This window comes from Flavitalea sp. (assembly GCF_035489435.1).
GTDB lineage: Bacteria > Bacteroidota > Bacteroidia > Chitinophagales > Chitinophagaceae > DATHKG01.
Genome location: NZ_DATHKG010000117.1, coordinates 1 through 20697 on the forward strand (window position 1 = coordinate 1; position 20697 = coordinate 20697).

Here is a 20697-nt window from a genome sequence, read left to right on the forward strand (position 1 = left end):
CGGGCCGCCACCAGTTTTACATTTTACAACCGCATTGGGCAAACCTATATTAACAAAACGATTACTCATTTTTGATATTAGTCAAAAATTGAGTCCTGGCCGGCTATTAGCTTTGGTTCATAAAAATTAAAAATGGAGCAAAAACAACCCGGACAACCCTCATCCGCATTTATCGGTGCCTCATGGGCAGCCCTCTTAATCGGTATTACCGCATTTATTATCGGTTTATGGAACGCAGAAATGCAACTCAATGAAAAAGGATATTATTTCACCGTTCTTATGTTCGGACTTTTTTCCGCGATCTCGGTTCAAAAAGCAGTTCGGGATCAGATGGAAAACATTCCCGTTACAAATATCTATTATGGACTGGCCTGGTTCTCTACGTTACTGTCTATAGTCCTGCTTACTGTCGGGCTTTGGAATGCGGAGCTCATCAAAAGCGAAAAAGGATTTTATGCCATGTCTTTTATACTAAGCATGTTCGCCGCAATAGCCGTACAAAAAAACACAAGAGACCTCAAAATCACCCAACAGCGCAACGATACAATAAAAGATTATGAATAAAAAACAACTTTTTGAGTAACGATCCATCAAAAGATTATGAGTAAAAAAAGAAGAGAATGAAAAAAGAAGAGGGTGAAAAAATGGTGGTTCCGAGTAACAAAAGAAAACTATGAGTGCAATGAACTATGTTTGTAAAACGATTCATCAATTCGCTCATACATCAACTCATTCATTCTTCAACTCACTCACCACTCACAACTCACCACTAAAAACGACGTTTTCCAAAATCAACGTAGTAACAACACCTGTCCTTTAACGTCTGTCACCTGCCCGCCCTGCATCTGGTAAACGCATTTCCATACATAATTACCATTCTCTGCTGGCATACCTTTGAAAAATCCATCCCATCCCTTCAAATGATCATTTGTTGAGAATACAACCTGGCCATAACGATTGAAGATGATGATGGAGTATTTTACAACAGGGCCATAAACCATTGCTTTGAACACATCATTCTTGCCATCATGGTTCGGAGTGAAGGCATTTGCTATAAAAACACCATTGAGACAATCTTTTTCAGTAACTGTAACTGTTTCGGTTGCGGCACAACCATCTTTCGAAGTTACTTTCAGACTATATGTGCCACCATTTGAAATTGATATTCCTGGTGTAGTTGCACCGGTGTTCCACTGATAGGATTTGTAAGTTCCCGTTGGGAATAATTCAAGATTTCTAAACCTGCAAATGGTATCAACAGGTTTCAGGAAAGAAACAGGTGTTTCAAATACTTTCCTGACTCTCATCGTATCAGATGCAATACAATTGTTCTGATCCCTGATATTCACCCAATACATTCCGGCAACCTGTATGTTAATGCTGCGGCTGCTGCTGCCATCCTGCCATTGAAAAGCACTAAAGTCACCGGCATCCAGCTTCAGAGGCTGGTTGGTACATAAATCCCTGTCTTCACCCAATGATAATGTTATCTGGCTAAACTTCTTCACAACAACCGTATCGCGCGCAAAACATCCATTCATATCCTGTGCAGTTACATCATACTGGCCTGGGCTATTCACTTTTAATATACTATTGGTTGAACCGGTTGACCATTTATATGAACTATAGCCACCATCTGTCAGGAAGGTAATTGAATCCGTAAAACAAAGCGTTGTATCTGATCCAAGTTTTACTGGCCTTGGAAAAAGCAAATTGATTGCCATCGTATCTTTTGCAGTACAGCCATAGTCTGAGACTGCAGACAATACGATTGAAGCATTTGATGAAAATTTTGCAATCGCTTTATTTCCATTTCCGGTAAGATTTTCACCCGCACCCCAGGTATAACCCAGGTAAGAAGGTTCTGCCGTTATGCTAAAGGTGTCGTTTACACATGGTGCCATAGAGGCAATATTGAAAAGCTTAGGCAATACTGCAGTCGTGATAGTTATTTCATCAGAAGAAAGCTCACCACAGGTATTTGATACATACACTACATAAACTCCTGCGGTTTTTGCCTGGTAGGTTATTTCGTATGAACCATCCTGCCAGATGTATTGAACATAGTTATTGCCTGCATTTAATAGAACCGAATCACCGGGGCAAATCAAAGTGTCATTACCCAGGAACAGCGACGATGGTTGTTCGTCCACCTGCAGTCTTAAACTGTCAATAAAAACAGTACAGTCTGTTTTTATTGTTGCAAATACCCAGGTTGGACCTGATTTGATAAACTGGAATACTGCTTCACCACCCGATGAACTAACAAATTTAACATGAGTAGAGTCATAGGCCCATTCGGGATTTTTATCGCAGTCTGCATTAGTAACAAACTGGATAGTTTTATCAGCATTCAAAGTACAGATTGGTCCAGGATCAAGGATCCTCACTTCGGTACAAGGATCGAACTCACCACAAATCACTTCATCAATATCAAAAGTTGTATTTGACTGAATTAAGTTTTCGTCTATGGTCGCCTGGATGTAGGTACGGGAAATTTTCTGAAAATCAACTGTGCCCGGAGTTGGGTTAAATCCCTGGAAAGTTGCAAGATAAGGTTGATAGCCGCAAAGCCCAACTTCGCCGTTGGCTCCGAATTTCATCAGGTAAGTGCTGGAGGTGGGCCCACCCATAGCACCCCAACCTCCGCCACTATAGATTTTGCCGTTGTCACCAACACCAATACCTCGTATCTGGGTTTCATGATCCTGCAGGTACTCATTCATAAATACCGGATCCAATTCGGAGTCGAGCTTCATTACCACATGAGAATTTATGGAGAAGTCAGCAAAAGAAAAATTCAGGTAGAGAAATCCGTCCTTTGCATCAGCATATGGAATAGAGATTACACCAGGCAGATATTTAAATCCCAGTGGCTTTGCCTCGCTGTCGAACCTGCCAATCATCAACTGATTATCCTTGTCAGTGCCCGCATAAAAAGCAAAGCCATTATCGTATTTCAGGAAACGTTGAAATACTGAACCGCTCCAGTTTTCAGGGAAAGAATATGATTGTAGAATATCACCGGTATTTTTATTAACCAGGAATGAATTCCCTTTATAACCTTCCGTTACCACTATATAACCTGAGGGCGAGGAGGTTATGCTACCACTCATCGCACCTGAAGTATTCAATTGATGCACGCTGGTCCAGAGTTCGTTGCCAGACATGTCCATTTTATAAAGAGAAATGCTTCCGGGATTAGGACCTCCATCACCGGTTGTGCCGAGAATAACTATGTTCCCGTCTTCATCCTTATGTATGTCAGCAACGCCATCACCGGCAGAATAGAAATCATCCAATGTGTATATACGCCTGGTCCAAAGCTTCTGCAGATTTGCATTTACTAAAGTGAAGCTCATTGCCTTTTGTCCGGCTTCATCTCCGGTATAAACAAGCATCACATGATTCTCGTCAAGCTTGAACATGCTAAAATCAGCATTTGTGACGCCATGAAAAAAATCTGCGGAACCAAGCAGGTTGCCCATGGCGTCAAGCAATTTCAGTCCACTGAAGCCTTCGGTACTTCCATCAGGCAGGGTACTGTAACGGTTGGTTGCGAGCAACTGGAGATTGTTGCCCATAAGCGCAAAATTTGTCGGGTACTCATGCTCCTGTTCAGACTTGAACTTTTTATAGTAGCTCGGATAACAATCCGGTGAGTAAGCAGGCAAGCCTGGTTGTGCAAAGGATTGGATCGAAAGAATACATATAAGTATCCACAACATTGTGAATTTCCCTGACAGGAATTGATTCAGTGTGGGCATCGGATGACGTTATCTTAGTTATTGGATCGAAATAAAAAACCAGTCAAAATCAACCATACATCCAGTATGGAACTAAGTAACGCAAATACATTCCAAATATTGGAAAACATAAAATCTAATCAGCAACTTGATCCGGATCAAACCCGCGAAGAACTAATAAGCATATCCGACCACTTCCAGGCCTTATCAAATCGTATTTTTACCAACTTTGCTTCTCGTATTTTTCCTTGTCCCACCAGGCTTTTATAAAGTCCCATCAAAGCCCACCCGTTTTCGGGATAAGTAATCATGTCCTGCAGATAAACTTTCTCCGCTTCTTCAAATTTTTTAGCCTGTAATAAAACATGACCCAATGTGTGACGGGTAGAAAAAAACCAATCCGGTGGTTCCTGGTACAGCAAAGAATCTTCAATATCTCTTGCCAGTTGCAAAACAGTGATAGCTTCGTCAAACAATCCTTTTTTAGCATTAATCTCACCACTTAATACATTGGTCGCGATTTGGGTGAGTTGAGCAGCATTGTTTACACCCCAGATAGAAAGAGAGGCCAATCTCGGATCCTTGCTAATTTCAAGGATCGCCTGTAATTCCTTACCTGCATTTGCAGCATCATTTTTTCCACTGAATGCCATGCCTCGCGCATAATGCCAGATTGCTAAAGGATATATAAGGGCGGTATCGGGTTGTTGCAGTTTTAAGATATCATCCCATTTACCCAACTGGGTCAATACATAATAAGGGATGATGGAATAGTGTTGTATCGCTGCATTTTCATATATATAAGTTTTGTCGGCATGCCTTGCAACGCTCCAGGCAGCATCTATTGCTTTTTTGCTATTGCCTTCAAGAAAAGCACAGGCAGCCAGGAAATGAATATTATGCGGGTAATACATCATAGGATAGACTCCCTGTACCTTGCATTGAGCAATGTAACTGCTGTCTGCACTACTTGCTTTTTCATTCACAACAACTCCTTTGTGATAATCGCCTATACGGATATCGATATGGGAAGGCATATGCAGGATATGTCCCGCAGCTGGTAACATATCGCGTAACCTGTTGGCTGCTGGTATTGCCTGGGCTACTTTTGGTGATGCCTCCATAAGATGGATGTACATATGATTGGCACCCACATGATCAGGTGCGATGGCTAATAATTTTTCCAGGGTTTCTATGATAGCAGGGGTCCATGTTTTTGCAGTACCATCACGGAACCAAAGATCCCATGGATGTTCATTCATCATGGCATCAACATATAAGGCTGCTATATTCACGTCACCGGGGAATTCCTCATGCACTTTTTTCATAGCCGCGGAATATGCTTCGTTATATGAAGTCATGTCTTTTACTTCTTTCTCTGGAAAACGTTTGCGTAAAGCGGATATCAACCCTTTTGCCGAAGGGGACGCTTTTGCAGAATATTTTACCGCCTTGTTAATTGCGTCATTGATTTCATCAAGACTGGTTGGATTTAATGCTGCATTATAATTTGGACCCAGCACCATAGCCAGTCCCCAATAAGGCATTGCCGCAGTTGAGTCGAGTTTAATGGCAGCTTTAAATGACCGGCCGGCTTCGCCATGGTTAAAGGCATACACAAGTGTAAGCCCCTGGTCGAAATACTGCTGTGCTTTTGCCGAGTTGGTTGTAATCGGATAATGAAGATTTCCCAGGCCCTTAAATATAGGCGCCTCCGCAGCATCCAGTTTTGAGGGATCAAAAGATGGTGCACAATAAGTCTGGTCGCGGAACGCTTTGGCCGCCCCGGGCTGGTTGTCAAGCCGTTTTTCCGGCAGTTGTTCCCGCTGCGAGGAGGCTAAAATCAGGATGGCAGGACCTACCAGGAAAATGAGAATAAGGATTTTCATGTCAGTGTTTTTTTTGAATGAAGATTCCCCGGGTGCTCGATGGCTTATCTAAGATTGGATGACAAGATTGCAATCAATATTACAATTGTCATAAAGATAATAGTTCATGCAATTCCGGTGAAATTCAGGTTAGGTTGATGTTTATTTATTCGCGCCCCGGATAAATGTTCATGTTTATTCTTGCATATTGTTGGTGTTACAGCTTAATTCCGAAGATTATGTTTTGTCTATATCATTTACGAATGCTGAGACATCAATCGCAGTCTGGCTGGGATCTTCCCAATGGATCGCATGGCCCACGCCTTTGTACACCAGGAGATGGGAGCCGCGAATTGACGACCTGAGTTTTTCCTGGTCCCTGATAGAAGAAAAATTATCCTTGTCACCGTAAATGATAAGAACGGGTGCATTTATGTTTTTTAAACTTGTTGAATAATCAACTTCAGTTAATCCATTCAACACGGCCTTCCACACCAATGAAGGAACTTTTAGAGTTTCGTTTATAACAGAATCAAGATAAGTTTCAGGTATAGGAAGATGCAGCGTACTTTTCTGAAAATCGCTGGCGAATGCGTGATCAACCGGATCTTTTAACAACGCAACCTGTGAACCGAATTCCAGCAATGCAGGATTCGTTTTAAAATAAGGGATCGTGCCCAGCAATACAAGACCCCTCACTTTCGAAGGATATTGTATTGCAAAGGATTGAGCGATCGTAGATCCAAGCGAATGCCCAACGATGATTGCCTTGTCAAGGTTCCGCGCAGTCATGAAAGCATCCAGATCGGCAGCAAAGTTTTCCGGACGATAACCGGAGACCGGTTTATCCGATTGGCCGTGTCCCCTTTGGGTTATAACGATTGACCTGATATCACCGGTAAGTTTAGGAACCAGGTAATTAAATGAATGCCTGGAGTCGGTAAAGCCATGCAGAAAAATTACCGGTTTGCCATTTGGATTACCGGATTCTGAATACTCGAGGGTAACACCTGTGTGTAGTTTTATTTTGCCAACGATAGGAGCAGGCGAAGAAAAGGGTGAACGATCTGGGATGATTTCATTGAATTCAGGATATCCACTGATTTCGAAGGATCTGAACTCCTGGGCATTTGTGATATTATCCGCCAGCAGGGAAAAAATAATCAGATTTAATAAAAAACGGAACTGCATAAAATATTTTTTTGCAAAGCTGTCTTTTCCTGCGATTTTTTTCAATCCCCTAAAGAGCAAACTGCGTCACCAAATTCGGGGGAAACAATAATTTTCAAATACTGAAATGTTACTGACATAGGGTTGTCAGCAGGTGATTCTACCTTCAATGCATCATTAAAAATTCATTGTATGCAAAATGTTATGGATCATCAAACAACAGCCACAGCAGTTTTTACACCGGCAGTTCTTCTCGATCACTGGCAAGGTCAACGTCGGCTCACCCGTAAAGTTATCATGGCTTTTCCTGAAGATGCTTTGCTCAATTATTCGATAGGCGGCATGCGGCCATTCTCTGAAATGGTCGCCGAACTGATTGGTCTTGCCCATCATGGCATGAACGGTATTGTTTCAGGTACATGGCAAAGCCTGGAAGGAGAAGCACATCATGGAGTTCCAGAAAAAGCCATGAATAAAAATGATTTGCTGACTATGTGGGACGATCTCACAGAACACATAAATGATCTCTGGCCTCAAATATCAAATGAGCGATTTAATGAAGTGGACAAAGCTTTTGGGATGTATGAAGGTGAAAACTATTCAACATTATTTTATTTTGTAGATAACGAAATTCATCATCGCGCCCAGGGCTATGTTTTTCTGCGCTCACTTGGCATAGAACCACCTCCATTCTGGAATACCATTTAAGAGAGATATGAATTATGAGTTATGAATTATGAAAGTAGTTATGAAATAAAAGCTCTTGTCATTCATATTTTCCTTTCATAATTCATAACTCATAATTCATATCTCTCTTGAGGTTCCCGTTTTTGGGGATGTAATTTGACTAGAGTGGTGATTTTATTGTTGTTTGATCTAAAGTTTCTTTGCATTATACAAAAAGCAAACAATAACTCAGTAAAACAAAGGCAATGAAAAAGTCAATTTCAATCGCAGCATTTATGCTCGCAACATCAATCGCAGTTTTCAGCTCAGCACAGGGACAATCCTCAGCTTCCGTCAATAACATGCTGAATCTAAGTAGCAATAATCTAGTGCGTAAGGCTACTGTGACAGAAGAGTCAAGTGTCAATTCAAAAGTATTGAAGTCATTTCACAGGAACTTCAAAATGGACGCACCGGTTCAGTGGTCAACCGATGAACAGTTCTACCTCGCTTACTTTGTGAAAGACGGTATTCAACACCGTATTACTTATCGCAAAAACGGTAGCATGGTTCAGACAATGAAAACATATTCGGTTAAACACCTGAACAAAGACGTAAGAAGCCAGATAGAGGAAACCTATGATGGCTATGACATCACCGGAGTAACCGAACTTTCTTCGAATGCAGACACCGTTTATTTCGTAAACATCGAAAGCCGCAGGAAACTTAAAGAAGTGATTTCATACGAAGGGGAACTTATGGTTCGCAAACAATTCGACCTGCAATAATTTTGTGATAGAATTTCCCGATTGAAACAAGTAGGAAGGCTGTCTTTTTGATGAAGACAGCCTTTTTTAGTGATGAGTGATGAGTTATGAGTGATGAGTGAGTGATACGTGGTGAGTTATGAGTGGTGCTTTTGGTGTGGAGACTATTTGCATTTTAGAACGTTCACTTATAACTCACCACTGACTCATCACTCATCACTCATCACTTTTAGGACGTTTTACGAGGAAAATTCTGTTGAGCACCAACTTGTCACCACCGGTTTTTAGGTTCAGTTGAACCGGGATACTGTTGTCTTTTAACTCAAAGGTTCCGATATATTTGTCCTGCATTTCGTCCTGTTTCTGCATTTCGACTTGTTTCTGAATTGCAACTTGCTTCTGCATTTTATTTGGCTTCTGCGTTTTATTTTTCTGCGTTTTATTTTGTTGCTGCAAGTCTTTACTTTTTTGCGTACTTATCTCCTTTTCAGCCTGGGTTCCTGATTCCAGAGCGGTAACCGAGGCATCATTGATGCCTGCACTGAGTTGTTCAGTACCCTTTCCATGGACGAATATTTTATAGCTTCCTTTGCTGAGTTCTTTTACATCAATGAGAATGGTGCCATCCAGATTTTTATCCAACTCTGCATTTCCTTTGATGAGCCTGGCATTGCCACTATAGCTCAGATGATTCATGAGGCGGGAGTAAAAACTTAAGGTATCAGGTATAAATATCTTTGCAGTTGCGTTATTTGGTGCTTCGCCGTTAATGAGCGGTTTGTCTGCATAATACATGGCTACCGATGTGTATTCCACCTTGCGGTTATTGTTAACGGGTCCATGCTCCATGCTGTGATAGATCTGCTGACTAAACGGAAGTTTATCCAGCATATAAAAACGATAGCCACCGGTTCTGCTGAATGGTAATGAATAGTCCAGGCATCCATGTAAAGGAGCGCCTTTTCTTTCAACCCAGCCACCGGGTTGGGCATACCAACCACCATTAAAATAATCTTCAGAACCTGTTCCATGCAAAAGATGTTTGTTGTCCAACACTGTTGAATCATCACCTTCAAAAAATTCGGTAAAATGTTCGTAATCCTTGCCCTGGCTGAGTAGTATTGTACCGATATAATGTCCCTTGCCACTACCTTCTAAAAATACATAAGGCTTTCCCAACTGAGGTGATTCCTTCTTCCAGTATGCATAAAATTTGCCTTCTCTGGCAGCTTCTCTTTTGTGGCTGGATACATTGATGGTGCACTCAATTTCAAGGTTTGGCTGAGCTGTGCTATCCTTGCGATAAATAAGTTCAATCTTTGCATTCCGATCAAATGGCATTGGAATATTACAATAAGCCGTATTGTTATAAACTCCTGCAAACAAACTTTTCATTGATGCAGCGCCAAAAGCATACCCGAAAAAATCGGCAACCGGTGCATAAACTGCGGGTGATTTTTCATCATCCCAGGTGATCCGGATGTCAAAGTTGTTACTTAATCCTTCATACAAGACTGCATTGCCAAGTGCAATGGATGTAATACGGCCTGGATTCCTGATGTTGTGCATCGTTGTTATATCTCCGGGCTTCATCGTAAACTTATTGGAATATAAATGCATTTCCGACTCGTTCAGATCAAGGGGTTCGAGCTTATCCTTCGACCAAAGGCTCACAGTTTTTTCCAGTGTTGCCCTGGCATCATCATCCAAAGCCGGGCTGAAGTTGCCTGCCGGCCCGCCTTTTTCGTATAATCGACACTGCAATTGGAAAAAAAGCATTTTTTTACCGCGAAAAACCACCCTGCATCCATTCGAAAATGGGATAGGCAAATAGCTATACCATCCACCCACTTTTTTACCAACGACCGGATTCACAAAAGGGTAAATCTTTCCTGAAAACAGATCATTAAATTTTATCGACCAGGAAGGACTTGAAGCGCCATTAAAATAAAAATCCAGCGTATCATCAGTGGGTGTGGGTGTCCATATCCTTTCAATAACACCCTTGCCTTCAGACTCAAAGATTACCAGGGAGCTATCAACATTTCTTCGGATATATGAAAAGGTTCCTTCAAAACCATCATTGTTTCCACCTTTGCGGTCATATGATGAGACTTGTTTCACTACCGATCCCTCTATGTAGGAAGGAAGATGATTGATGTTTAGTAATCTGTCCAGTTCCGACTTCATAGTAACTGTCGGCTGCTGGCCATATATTAGTATTTGCAGGAAGATGCCAACAAACAAAAACAAATTTCTTTTTTTCATATAGCGCTTATAATGCTTTAAAGGATAAATGCTGCCAGGCGATCAGTGACCCGGCATCGAAACATGCTTTTCTACATTGCATGATAGATATATAGAAGACAACGTGGTACCACTCATCAAATATATTAATAACGGGTTCATAATTTTTTGAAGAGATAAAAAACTGGCACAGGATTTTCTGCTAAATGATCCCCTTGTACCGGCAATTTGGTACGATAAGAAAGGTTTCCCTGGTAGCGACATACATATTTTAGATGAATGCGTTTGAATATTAGATGAGTGCATTTGAATACAGATAAATGCGATTGTAAAATCAACACGCTGTTGTAACATCAATGAGCTGTAACATCAATGAGCTGTAACTTCAATGAAGAGCAACTTCAATGAGGAGCAACATCAATGAGGAGCAACTTCAATGAGGAGCAACATCAAGGAGGCGTAACTTCAATGAGGCACAACATCAAACAATGTCGACAAAACAATGCCTACAATAACAATTGGTAAGCAGAACAAAAAAAAATAATAATAATAATCATGAAAAAAATAATCCTGGATCTTGCTGTGACGCTAGATGGCTTTATCGAAGGACCTAAAGGTGAAATCGATTGGTGTGTCGTAGATGAAGATCCTGATTTCGAAAAATCTGAATTCGGCGAGTTCCTCTCAGGCATAGACACCATTTTTTATGGGAGGATAAGCTATGACCTCTGGGGCAACTATGAACCGGATGAAAATGCAGGTGCTGCAATAAAATCAATCTTTGCATCTGTACATAGTAAAACGAAATATGTTTTCTCGGCAACAAATCATAAAAGCCATGAGAACGCAATTTATCTTAACTCTGACAGCGATTTAGCGCTTCATCAACAGGTCGAAACAATCAAGCAGCAACCCGGTAAAGATATCTGGCTTTATGGCGGGGCGAAACTCATAACCACCTTTATTAATCTGAACCTGGTGGATGTTTACCGGCTGGCTGTGCACCCTGTTATCCTGGGCTCGGGCAAACCATTGTTTGCGAACATTGCCGAAACGAAATGTCTCAAGCTGATCCGGACCACATCCTGGAAGTCAGGAGTCGTTATCCTGATTTACGAAACAAGTAAGTGATTTTCCGGCGGCGGGATCGCCATGCGTTAAACCATCTATTCTTCCTATATTCAGAGGAGCAAATTCAAGAATGCTGACATGGAAAAACGCACATTTCTAAAATTAACTACTGCAGCTATGGCTTCTCCCCTGATCGCCCCGATTGAAAATTGGATGCCTCAGGATGAATTAAAAAACTGGGCCGGTAACCTGAAATACAGCACTAACAGGATCTCGTACCCGAAAACAGTAGATGAGCTCAAAAAACTCATAGTTAGTCATCCAAAATTAAAGGTCCTCGGCACCCGCCATTGTTTTAATCGAATCGCTGATAGTGTTGATTATTTTGTTTCACTCAGAGATATGAACAAAGTGGTTAAACTTGACCCGGGCGCAAACACTGTTACTGTGGAAGGCGGGATGAGATATGGTGACCTTTGTCCGTTTCTTGAAAGTAAAGGGTTCTCATTGCATAACCTGGCCTCATTGCCACATATTTCGGTTGCGGGATCATGCTCGACGGCTACACATGGTTCGGGGGTTAAGAACGGTAACCTTGCCACTGGTGTTTCAGCCATAGAATTTATTACGGCTGAAGGAGAGGTTGTGCAACTGACAAAAAAAGATGATGGTGAAAAGTTTAATGCGATGGTTGTGGGGCTGGGCGCAGCTGGTGCGATAACAAAGGTTACGCTTGATATAAAGCCAACCTTTAAAATGCGGCAATATGTATATCTCGATCTACCGGTCGCTGAATTGCAAAAACATTTTGATGCGATACTTGCCGTGGCATATAGCGTTAGTCTGTTTACAGACTGGCAATCGAATAAAGTCAATGAGGTTTGGATAAAAGCACATGAAAAGGACAGGCTTGATTTTTCGAAAGTTAAAAATTTTTATGGTGCCAAAGCGGCTACGAAAAACACGCATCCTATTGCAAAACTTTCCGCTGAAAATTGTACTGAACAAATGGGAGTGCCGGGCCCCTGGTTTGAAAGATTACCACATTTTAAAATGGGCTTTACACCCAGCAGTGGAGTAGAGCTGCAATCTGAATATTTTGTTCCGCGAAAACATGGACTTGATGCATTCCTTGCAATCTCCAAACTCGGTGCTCAAATCGGACCGCATCTTTTTATCTCAGAGATAAGAACGATCGAAGCCGATGATTTATGGATGAGTCCTTGTTATAAACAGCCTTGCACAACTATCCATTTTACATGGAAACAAGACTGGCCTGCCGTTAGCAAGTTGCTCCCTGTTATAGAATCTGCACTTGCGCCTTTTGATGCCCGTCCACACTGGGGCAAATTGTTTTCCATCTCCCCCGATGTCTTGCGCAGCAAGTATCCTAAGCTGGAAGAATTTAAAAGGCTGGTCGCGACTTATGATCCAAAAGAGAAATTCAGGAATGAGTTCCTGAATAAAAATTTGTATGCTTAGGCCAGGCTTGGTAAACCCAGATTCTTCGACATACAGGCGTTTTCACTCCTGAAATGTTAACCATTATCATACATTGATATATAGGAAGAAGGGTGTTTGCGCCTAGGACTGTCTAATTCCTAGTCGTTTTTCTTTTGAAGTCTATAAAAGCAAGTGACAGGAACAAAGTTCCATAACCAAGCGAAATCCAGGGAATTGTAGTACTTAAATTTTCGAATTTTGGAAGTACAGTCACAAGTGGAAAAGTATATGGGAAAAGCCATGCATTGGGCAGATTGAATTCGAATAAGATCATTCCTGCGATAGTCAACATTCCGAAACCAATGGCCAGTGAGGCCATGAAATTTTTAAAGCGCAGCCCGAGCCAGAATTGGATGGTGCTAATGGCAAAAGTTGCAACATAGGCTTTTGCATTCACGGTAAAAAGGGCAGCCCAGTCAATACTGAAATCGAAAAAATCGATGCTGGACGTAAAGAGGGCGGCTGCAAGTGCAGACAATAACAGCAGTGAATTATAAAGAACCAGGAAACCTAAAACCAACGTTTGAATAGTTAAAAACTTAGCTATAAATATTTCCCTTTTTAATTGTGGTGAAGTAAGCACTTGTTTCCAGGTATTGTTTCGGAATTCAATCTGTGGGATTAGCGTGCAAAGAAGTACTATATACAATGGCAATATCAAAATTGTAACCGCCTCGAATCCATTAAATAAATACAGGTTCCAGGGATCTTTTACAACCGCAGTGACTCCATCATCAAATAAGAAATCCACCAGATGCATAAGCGGCAAAAACCCAGCTCCAATTAAACACAGATAACTTGAGGAAGTGCGTCTTGTTTTCAATAATTCTGATTTGAAAGATATAAGAAGGCTCATGATTGTATAGAGGTTAAGTCGATGAATAATTGTTCCAGGTCCGGTTTCATTGGTTGTAAGAGGTATACGTCGAGATCATTATTGATTAAGATTCTATTGATTTTTGCTACCTGGTGCAGGTCTGTCAAATCGAGGGCCAGTGTGCCATTTGCGGCACCGGGATTAAACTCTGTCAGTAGTGAACGGGCCTTTTCATTATCAGAAGTATTGATGAGGAGTTTTCCTTTTTTTTGCTGAAACTGATGTAGCTGTTGTAAAGCACCCTGGAACAGCATCTCCCCTTTAACAATAATCCCTACATGCGTAACGATCTTTTCAATCTCTCCTAAAATATGACTGGAAATAAGTATGGTCATTCCGTTCGAATTCAGTTTTTTTATCAGTTCACGCAGTTCAACAATTCCCTGCGGGTCTAATCCATTTGAAGGTTCATCAAGTATCAGTAATTCGGGATTTGGCAATAAGGCAAGGGCAATTGAAAGCCGCTGTTTCATTCCAAGCGAAAACTTTTTAACGGTTTTACGGCCGGTGTCTTCAAGACCAGCAATATTAAGTACCTCCTGGATCCTTGACATTGGTGCATCATATACCTGCCGGTATATGCCGAGATTTTCTTTGGCAGTAAGATGTCCATACAAAGAAGGAGTTTCGATAAGGGAGCCGATCCGACGAAAGGTGGAAGTTTTTTCGTTATGCATTTCTTCTCCAAAAATTGAAATCTGGCCCTTTTGAATTTTTAGCAACCCGAGTAAAAGACTGAGTGTGGTTGTTTTGCCAGAACCGTTTGGGCCAAGGAACCCGTATACGCTTCCCCCCGGCACTTCAAGATTAATATTAGATAAGGTATTTATTCCTTTTGCATAGCTATAGTTCAGTGCCGTAGTTTTGATGATTAGTTCGGTAGCCATTAATAAAATGCTTTGATTAATGTAATGGTGATCTGAAAACAATTCGCAACATTAGACTGCAGACTGCCATTACCAAATTCAATGTGATGAATTACCGGTTTAATGTGACGGGAGAATTCAAACCAAATTATCATGGTTTCATCACTTTTATTAAATTGGACGGGTTCCCTGGGCTAGTATTGCAGCTGAATATGTTAACCATGAATGAGTCTTCAAACAAAGTAGAAAACTTCAGAAAAGTGGAGTTCTGGGGAACTACAACGCTATTTGTATTTATTATTTTTTTCTTTATCACCGACAGTGTCAGCCTTGACACCGGTATGCTAAATCCCCCAAATAAATGGCTTTTCAGGGATGCAAATGTTGAGTTCGACTATTTCTATAATTATTTTTTTCCGCAGCTTGTACGCTATATTATTTTGTTTGGTAGTTTCATCTATCTCAATTTTGTCGTTGTACCGCAAATTTTCAGAAGGCAGCATATATACCAGAATACTTTTATCATAGCACTCATTTTAACTGTTGCTACAATCATATTTGGGGTCACCGGTACTTATTCCAGGGCTTATTTGCTGGCTGAGTATCAACTGAGGCAGGATGCTTATAACAGGATTTTCCTGGACTCGTTTCTATTCACTTGCAGACTGCTGATTTTACTGGCATTTTATAGTATGCTGAAATACGCCAGCGTCTATCTTTTAATAAACGCTGATAAAATCCAGGCAAGATACCGTGTCGTTACCAGGGGTGGACTCATAGCTTTTATAGTTTGGGCCATTATCCTTTTCCTTCTGGCAGTTGGTGAAGGCGACGGGCCTGTGCTGGTTCTTTGGGGAATCGCTGTTCCGGTTGGAATTCTCTTATACTGGTATTCTTTTCATACGCTGATCCCCGGTTCTTTAGGAAGCAAGAGGCCCTTCCTGCTATATATTGCAAAGGCTATCGGGGTGTTGGCGGTAGCTTCTCTCGCAATTACTTTTTTGTTATTGATGTTTATTCGTAACGAGGATTTTGGATTTACTCTTGGCGGAATAAATTTCCTTATACAAACCTTCATCACCATTCCCCTCACCTGGGTTTTGTTCAAAAGACATTTAAAAGGCAATGAAGAGTTGTACGCTTTGAAACAAGAACTGGGACAATCCAACGCAAGTCTTGATTTCCTTCGTTCCCAGATCAATCCTCATTTTCTATTCAACGCACTAAACACCATCTATGGAACAGCTATACAGGAGAAGGCCGAAAAAACCAGCGAAGGCATTCAGCAACTAGGGGATATGATGCGGTTTATGTTGCAGGAAAATCTCCAGGATAAAATCCCACTGACCAGGGAAACGGAGTATCTGAATAATTATATTAGTTTGCAGAAGCTGAGAACAGATGCCATCCCCCAGGTCAGGATCGATGCAAATATTGAGGAGACAGTTAGGCCAATACAAATTGCCCCTATGCTCCTGATTCCTTTTGTCGAAAATGCATTTAAACATGGAATCAGTTTTCGTGAGCCCTCGCAAATCAAAATAAGTTTAGAAGTGCGTGATAATACTCTTTATTTTGATGTTGCAAATAACAAACATCCAAGGCAGGAAGCAGATCCTGAAAAAAATAAAAGTGGTATTGGTCTCAGTAATGTAAAACAAAGGCTTCAGCACATGTACCACGGAAAACATGAATTGATTATACGTGAAACAACCAAAGAATTTTTTGTACATCTGACTATTAAACTAACAAAGTGATAGTAAACTTGTACTTGTCCTTACTGTTTGCCTTAAACATGAATTTGTTACTTGTCTTAAATTTGCATACAATTATTTATTATAAATCTGTGCGGACCGCGTCGGCCGAAGCAAAACATAAACCTGTAACTTCCATAACCCCCAACATAGGCGGATGAAAGCAATTGCGATAGATGACGAACCAATCGCGCTTGAGGTTGTGAAGGCTCATGCAGCCAGGGTTCCTTTCATTGAATTGTTGGCAGTATTTACAGATGCTTTCCAGGCGCTGGAATACCTGCAAAAAGAAAAGATCGACCTGATCTTTCTTGATATAAAGATGCCCGATATTTCAGGTATTGAATTTTTCAGGAGCCTTAACAGGAAACCGCTGGTAATATTTACCACCGCTTATTCCGAACATGCAGTTACGAGTTTTGAACTTGATGCTGTAGACTATTTGTTGAAGCCATTCTCGCTCGCACGATTTTTAAAAAGCTGTAACAAGGCGCTTGAACTCTTTACTTTCAGGGCGAACGCGCCGGGCAATGATCATATGTATTTAAAAGCCGGCTATGAACAGGTAAGGGTGATGTATGATGACATACTCTACCTGGAGGCGGCAGGTAATTATGTGACCTTTGTTATGAAAGATAAAAACATTCTATCAAGAAGCACATTTGTTGAGGCAAGCAATATGCTTCCGGCAGAAAGGTTTATCCGCGTGCATCGCTCTTTTGTTGTGGCTATAAATAAGATAGATAAGATTGAAAGACACCAGCTGACTATAAACAAGATTAAGATCCCGCTTAGCGAAGCGTATAGTCAAAACCTGGCTGCTGTGTTAAAAAAACCTTAATCGAGTGGTAAGTGGTGAGTGAAGTTATTGAGTTATTGAATGAGGAGTGATTTATAACTATACGTTTCATAACTCATATCTCATAATTCATAATTCTCTTCAGAGATGCTGTGTTCTCTTGCCTGGGACTAATATTTACCTGAACTGAATTAGTTGCATATATAGTTTCCCGATAAAACTTTAAGCGTGTACAGGGTATTATACGTCACCCAAATAATTGTCAATTCCCCAATTCTGCGGTTACTCGCGCCTTCGGCTAAGTAGTATAATTGTGTGTTTCATAATGGTTTCGGATTAGGTTTTCGGCGGTCCGGTATTTGATTGTTAGTATTCTAGTCACCAATAAAAACGAATATTATGGAAGACAATAAGAAACCAATCACAAAGCCCGACGAAGAAACACTCCATACGACTGACCCGCAGGAGCATATGAAAGGGCCGATTTCATCCCTGATGCAGGGAATTAAGCATGAGGCAGAAGAAGGTGGAAAAGAAGACCAGGAGAAGATTCAACAACAGGAAGCTCAAAAAGATAATCCTAAGAAAGATAATCCTAAGAAATAATATTCCAAAGCAATAAAAACCGAATTAACAAACAACGAATCAGCAACAACGAATTTTAACAAGCAATGAATCAACAAGCAACGAATTAACAAGCAACGAATCAGCAAATAAAAGAAGCTCCGATTAGTAAACAATGAAATTCTGATTAGTTTCCGTAGTTATAACAACACAAAAGGGTCGTTTATCGAAGGATAAGCGACTCTTTTTTTATTTAAGACCGCACATTAATTGTCCGTTTTTGAACAGTTCAGCCTGACTGGCATATCACAACTTGTTGAAAGTTAGTGGGTTCATCTTTTGGCTTAGCGTATGTTATTTAGTTACAAACCATCACTATGTTTCGTAGCTACATCAAAATCGCCTGGAGAAACCTTGTCCGCACACTTGGATACAGTGTATTAAATATACTCGGCCTTGGCATCGGGATGTCAGTAGCGCTGTTGATAGGGCTGTGGGTTTACCACCAGTTTAGTTATGATAAATTTTTACCTGATACAGAAAGACTCTATAGGGTGCGGCGTAACTTCTCAAATAACGGTGATACGCTCTCCTTCAGGACTACCTCGCTCCGGCTTGCGGAAGAATAAAAAAAACGCTGTACCGGACATTGAATACGTTGCCGAAAGTGACTGGATGGGTCCGCATGGATTGATGGTCGGAGATAAAAAAATATACCTCCGCGGTGGCCAGGTAGGAACTGATTTCCTAAAGATGTTTCAATTTCCATTGATTAAGGGAACCCCCGGCACAGTGTTTAAAGATGCCTATTCCATAGTTCTTGCCGGGTCTACTGCCAAAGCATTATTCGGTGACGAAGATCCTATGGACAAGATGGTACGTTTTGATAATCAAAATAACCTTAGGGTTACCGGTATTATGAAGGATCTGCCGGCCAATTCAAATTTCAACTTTACTTTCCTGGTACCATTTACTTATCTCGACCAGACAAAACCTTTCATCAAAGAAAGAAGAACAGGAAGTTATGGTGCAAACTCAAATCAAATTTTTGTAAAACTCAAGCCAGGTGTTTCTCTTGCAACCGTAGCTCCTAAGATCGTAAACATTCAGCATACTGAAAAGGGGAATATCAATGCGATGAATTCATTTGTAAAACTGCAGCCGATTGAAAGATGGCACCTGTATTCAAATTTTGTAAATGGACAGGACACGGAAGGCTTTCTTGAATATGTAAGAATGTTTGGAATCATTGGTGCTTTGGTGCTACTGATAGCTTGTATCAACTTCATTAATTTGACCACGGCAAGATCAGGCAAAAGAGCGAGGGAAGTGGGCGTAAGAAAAGTAATGGGTTCAAGAAAAAGCGACCTCGTTTTACAGTTTTTGTTGGAGTCTTTTGTTCAAACCCTTATTGCGTTTGGTTTATCACTGATAATCGTTCAAATTATTCTGCAACCATTCAATGAGCTGGCGGAAACGAGGGTATCGATCCCTTTCAACAATATTTATTTCTGGATCATACTACTCATCTTTGTTTCCTTTACAGCCCTCATTGCAGGCAGTCGCCCGGCTTTTGTGCTTGCTTCTTTCAAGCCGATTAAAGTATTAAAAGGAATCAACACAATAGGAAACAAAGGCTCTCTGCCACGGAAGATGATGTTCGTTTTTCAATTCACGGCTTCGATAGTACTGATCATCTCCACATTTATTATTTATCAACAGATTCATCATGCAAAAAACAGGGATACAGGCTTTGATCTGAACAATGTGATGATGACTGATTTGTCTGAAGATCTCAGGAAAAGCTTTCCTGCCCTTAAAAATGAGCTATTGCAGAACGGAATTGTTACTTCAGTAACATCGGCCAGCAGCGGTGCAACCGATGTTCAGTGGCATTCTGATCTTGACCATTTTCCCGGAAAAGTTGGAAACGAAACAGTCGAGATGGGGACGATCATAGTGACGGAGGATTATTTCAAAACACTTGGAATGAAGTTTAAAGAGGGGCGTGATTTCACCTCGGCCCTTGATTCGACATCCGTGATATTAAATGAAGCTGCAGTTAAAGTATTAAGGCTCAAAAATCCGGTCAACCAGGTAATAAAATGGAATGATACAGAGTTCCATATAGCCGGTGTTGTTAAGGATGCATTGGTAATAAACCCATTTGCCGCTGCAGATCCTACTATGTTTTATTGCTCCCCCAAACCGGCAAGCTACATGATGTACCGTTTAGCGCCGGGGCAAGATGCACAAAAAACATTATCTGGTTTGAATACGATATTCAACAAGTATAATCCTGCCTTTCCATATATATATGAATTCCAGGATGAAAGTTATACTTCCAAATTTAAGATGGAAGTATTGATTGGCAAACTCTCCGGCATATTTGCATCCCTAGCAATTTTTATTTCCTGCCTTGGTTTGTTTGGATTGTCGGCCTATATCGTAAGCAACAAAACAAAAGAGATTGGAATCAGGAAAGTACTGGGAGCAACTGTTTCACAATTGTGGCTGATGTTGTCGCGTGATTTCATTTGGCTTGTTATTCTAAGTTATATTATCGCATCTCCAATAGCATTTTATTTCCTTCACAACTGGTTACAGAAATATGACTATCGTATTACAATTGGTCCCTGGATATTTTTAGTGGCTGGTGGTATTTCACTAATCATCGCAATTATAACGGTAAGTTTCCAGGCAGTTAAAGCAGCGCTCGCGAACCCGGTAAAAAGTATCAGGACGGAATAGCCAGGTAGTTTAAAGTTTTATCAGGTAGTTAAAGTTTTATATTAAGAA

At 40.9% G+C, this 20697-nt stretch carries 16 protein-coding genes; 10 read left to right on the forward strand and 6 right to left on the reverse strand.

Going from position 1 to position 20697, the window contains the following annotated elements; translation table 11 throughout:
- Window positions 1–132: 132 nt before the first annotated feature.
- Window positions 133–564, forward strand: a complete 432-nt coding sequence (yiaA, locus tag VK664_RS18845; RefSeq protein ID WP_461400247.1) for an inner membrane protein YiaA — start codon at window positions 133–135, stop codon at window positions 562–564.
- 227 nt (window positions 565–791) lie between these two features.
- Here yiaA and VK664_RS18850 read toward each other — a convergent pair whose 3' ends face one another.
- The 3 genes from VK664_RS18850 to VK664_RS18860 form a co-directional block, all read right to left on the reverse strand.
- On the reverse strand, window positions 792–3767 hold the full coding sequence (locus VK664_RS18850) for a T9SS type B sorting domain-containing protein (protein WP_461400248.1): 2976 nt from the start codon (window positions 3765–3767) through the stop codon (window positions 792–794).
- A gap of 137 nt (window positions 3768–3904) precedes the next feature.
- Window positions 3905–5635, reverse strand: coding sequence for a tetratricopeptide repeat protein (locus VK664_RS18855; RefSeq protein WP_461400249.1), 1731 nt, complete (start codon window positions 5633–5635; stop codon window positions 3905–3907).
- Between the two features lie 216 nt (window positions 5636–5851).
- Complete coding sequence (locus tag VK664_RS18860) at window positions 5852–6805, reverse strand: alpha/beta fold hydrolase (RefSeq protein ID WP_461400250.1); 954 nt, start codon at window positions 6803–6805, stop codon at window positions 5852–5854.
- A gap of 171 nt (window positions 6806–6976) precedes the next feature.
- On the opposite strand from VK664_RS18860, the gene VK664_RS18865 reads away from it, so the two are divergent.
- Window positions 6977–7492, forward strand: coding sequence for a DinB family protein (locus tag VK664_RS18865; RefSeq protein WP_461400251.1), 516 nt, complete (start codon window positions 6977–6979; stop codon window positions 7490–7492).
- A 224-nt stretch (window positions 7493–7716) separates the two neighbouring features.
- Complete coding sequence (locus VK664_RS18870; RefSeq protein ID WP_461400252.1) at window positions 7717–8238, forward strand: hypothetical protein; 522 nt, start codon at window positions 7717–7719, stop codon at window positions 8236–8238.
- A gap of 195 nt (window positions 8239–8433) precedes the next feature.
- Here the strand turns inward: VK664_RS18870 and VK664_RS18875 are convergent, their stop codons facing one another.
- On the reverse strand, window positions 8434–10485 hold the full coding sequence (locus VK664_RS18875) for a glycoside hydrolase family 172 protein (protein ID WP_461400253.1): 2052 nt from the start codon (window positions 10483–10485) through the stop codon (window positions 8434–8436).
- A gap of 534 nt (window positions 10486–11019) precedes the next feature.
- Here VK664_RS18875 and VK664_RS18880 point away from each other — a divergent pair.
- Both VK664_RS18880 and VK664_RS18885 read left to right on the forward strand, forming a co-directional pair.
- Window positions 11020–11595 carry a dihydrofolate reductase family protein gene (locus VK664_RS18880; RefSeq protein ID WP_461400254.1) on the forward strand — a complete coding sequence of 192 codons (576 nt, stop codon included), beginning with the start codon at window positions 11020–11022 and terminating at the stop codon, window positions 11593–11595.
- Between the two features lie 78 nt (window positions 11596–11673).
- Window positions 11674–13017: a D-arabinono-1,4-lactone oxidase gene (locus VK664_RS18885; protein WP_461400255.1), complete on the forward strand. Its 1344-nt coding sequence runs from the start codon at window positions 11674–11676 to the stop codon at window positions 13015–13017.
- 112 nt (window positions 13018–13129) lie between these two features.
- On the opposite strand, the gene VK664_RS18890 is transcribed toward VK664_RS18885, so the two are convergent.
- Window positions 13130–13894, reverse strand: a complete 765-nt coding sequence (locus tag VK664_RS18890) for an ABC transporter permease (protein ID WP_461400256.1) — start codon at window positions 13892–13894, stop codon at window positions 13130–13132.
- A complete protein-coding gene (locus tag VK664_RS18895) occupies window positions 13891–14802 on the reverse strand; it encodes an ATP-binding cassette domain-containing protein (RefSeq protein WP_461400257.1) in 912 nt (303 codons plus the stop codon). The genes VK664_RS18890 and VK664_RS18895 overlap by 4 nt, the downstream gene beginning before the upstream one ends.
- Before the next feature lie 200 nt (window positions 14803–15002).
- On the opposite strand from VK664_RS18895, the gene VK664_RS18900 reads away from it, so the two are divergent.
- From VK664_RS18900 to VK664_RS18920, 5 genes are all read left to right on the forward strand, one after another.
- Complete coding sequence (locus tag VK664_RS18900) at window positions 15003–16538, forward strand: sensor histidine kinase (protein ID WP_461400258.1); 1536 nt, start codon at window positions 15003–15005, stop codon at window positions 16536–16538.
- Between the two features lie 154 nt (window positions 16539–16692).
- The gene (locus VK664_RS18905; RefSeq protein ID WP_461400259.1) at window positions 16693–17376 is read left to right on the forward strand and encodes a LytR/AlgR family response regulator transcription factor; all 684 of its coding nucleotides are present in this window, start codon (window positions 16693–16695) and stop codon (window positions 17374–17376) included.
- A gap of 357 nt (window positions 17377–17733) precedes the next feature.
- A complete protein-coding gene (locus VK664_RS18910) occupies window positions 17734–17940 on the forward strand; it encodes a hypothetical protein (protein ID WP_461400260.1) in 207 nt (68 codons plus the stop codon).
- 335 nt (window positions 17941–18275) lie between these two features.
- Complete coding sequence (locus tag VK664_RS18915) at window positions 18276–18527, forward strand: hypothetical protein (RefSeq protein WP_461400261.1); 252 nt, start codon at window positions 18276–18278, stop codon at window positions 18525–18527.
- A complete protein-coding gene (locus VK664_RS18920; RefSeq protein WP_461400262.1) occupies window positions 18514–20649 on the forward strand; it encodes an ABC transporter permease in 2136 nt (711 codons plus the stop codon). The genes VK664_RS18915 and VK664_RS18920 overlap by 14 nt, the downstream gene beginning before the upstream one ends.
- The last annotated feature ends 48 nt before the right edge of the window (window positions 20650–20697 follow it).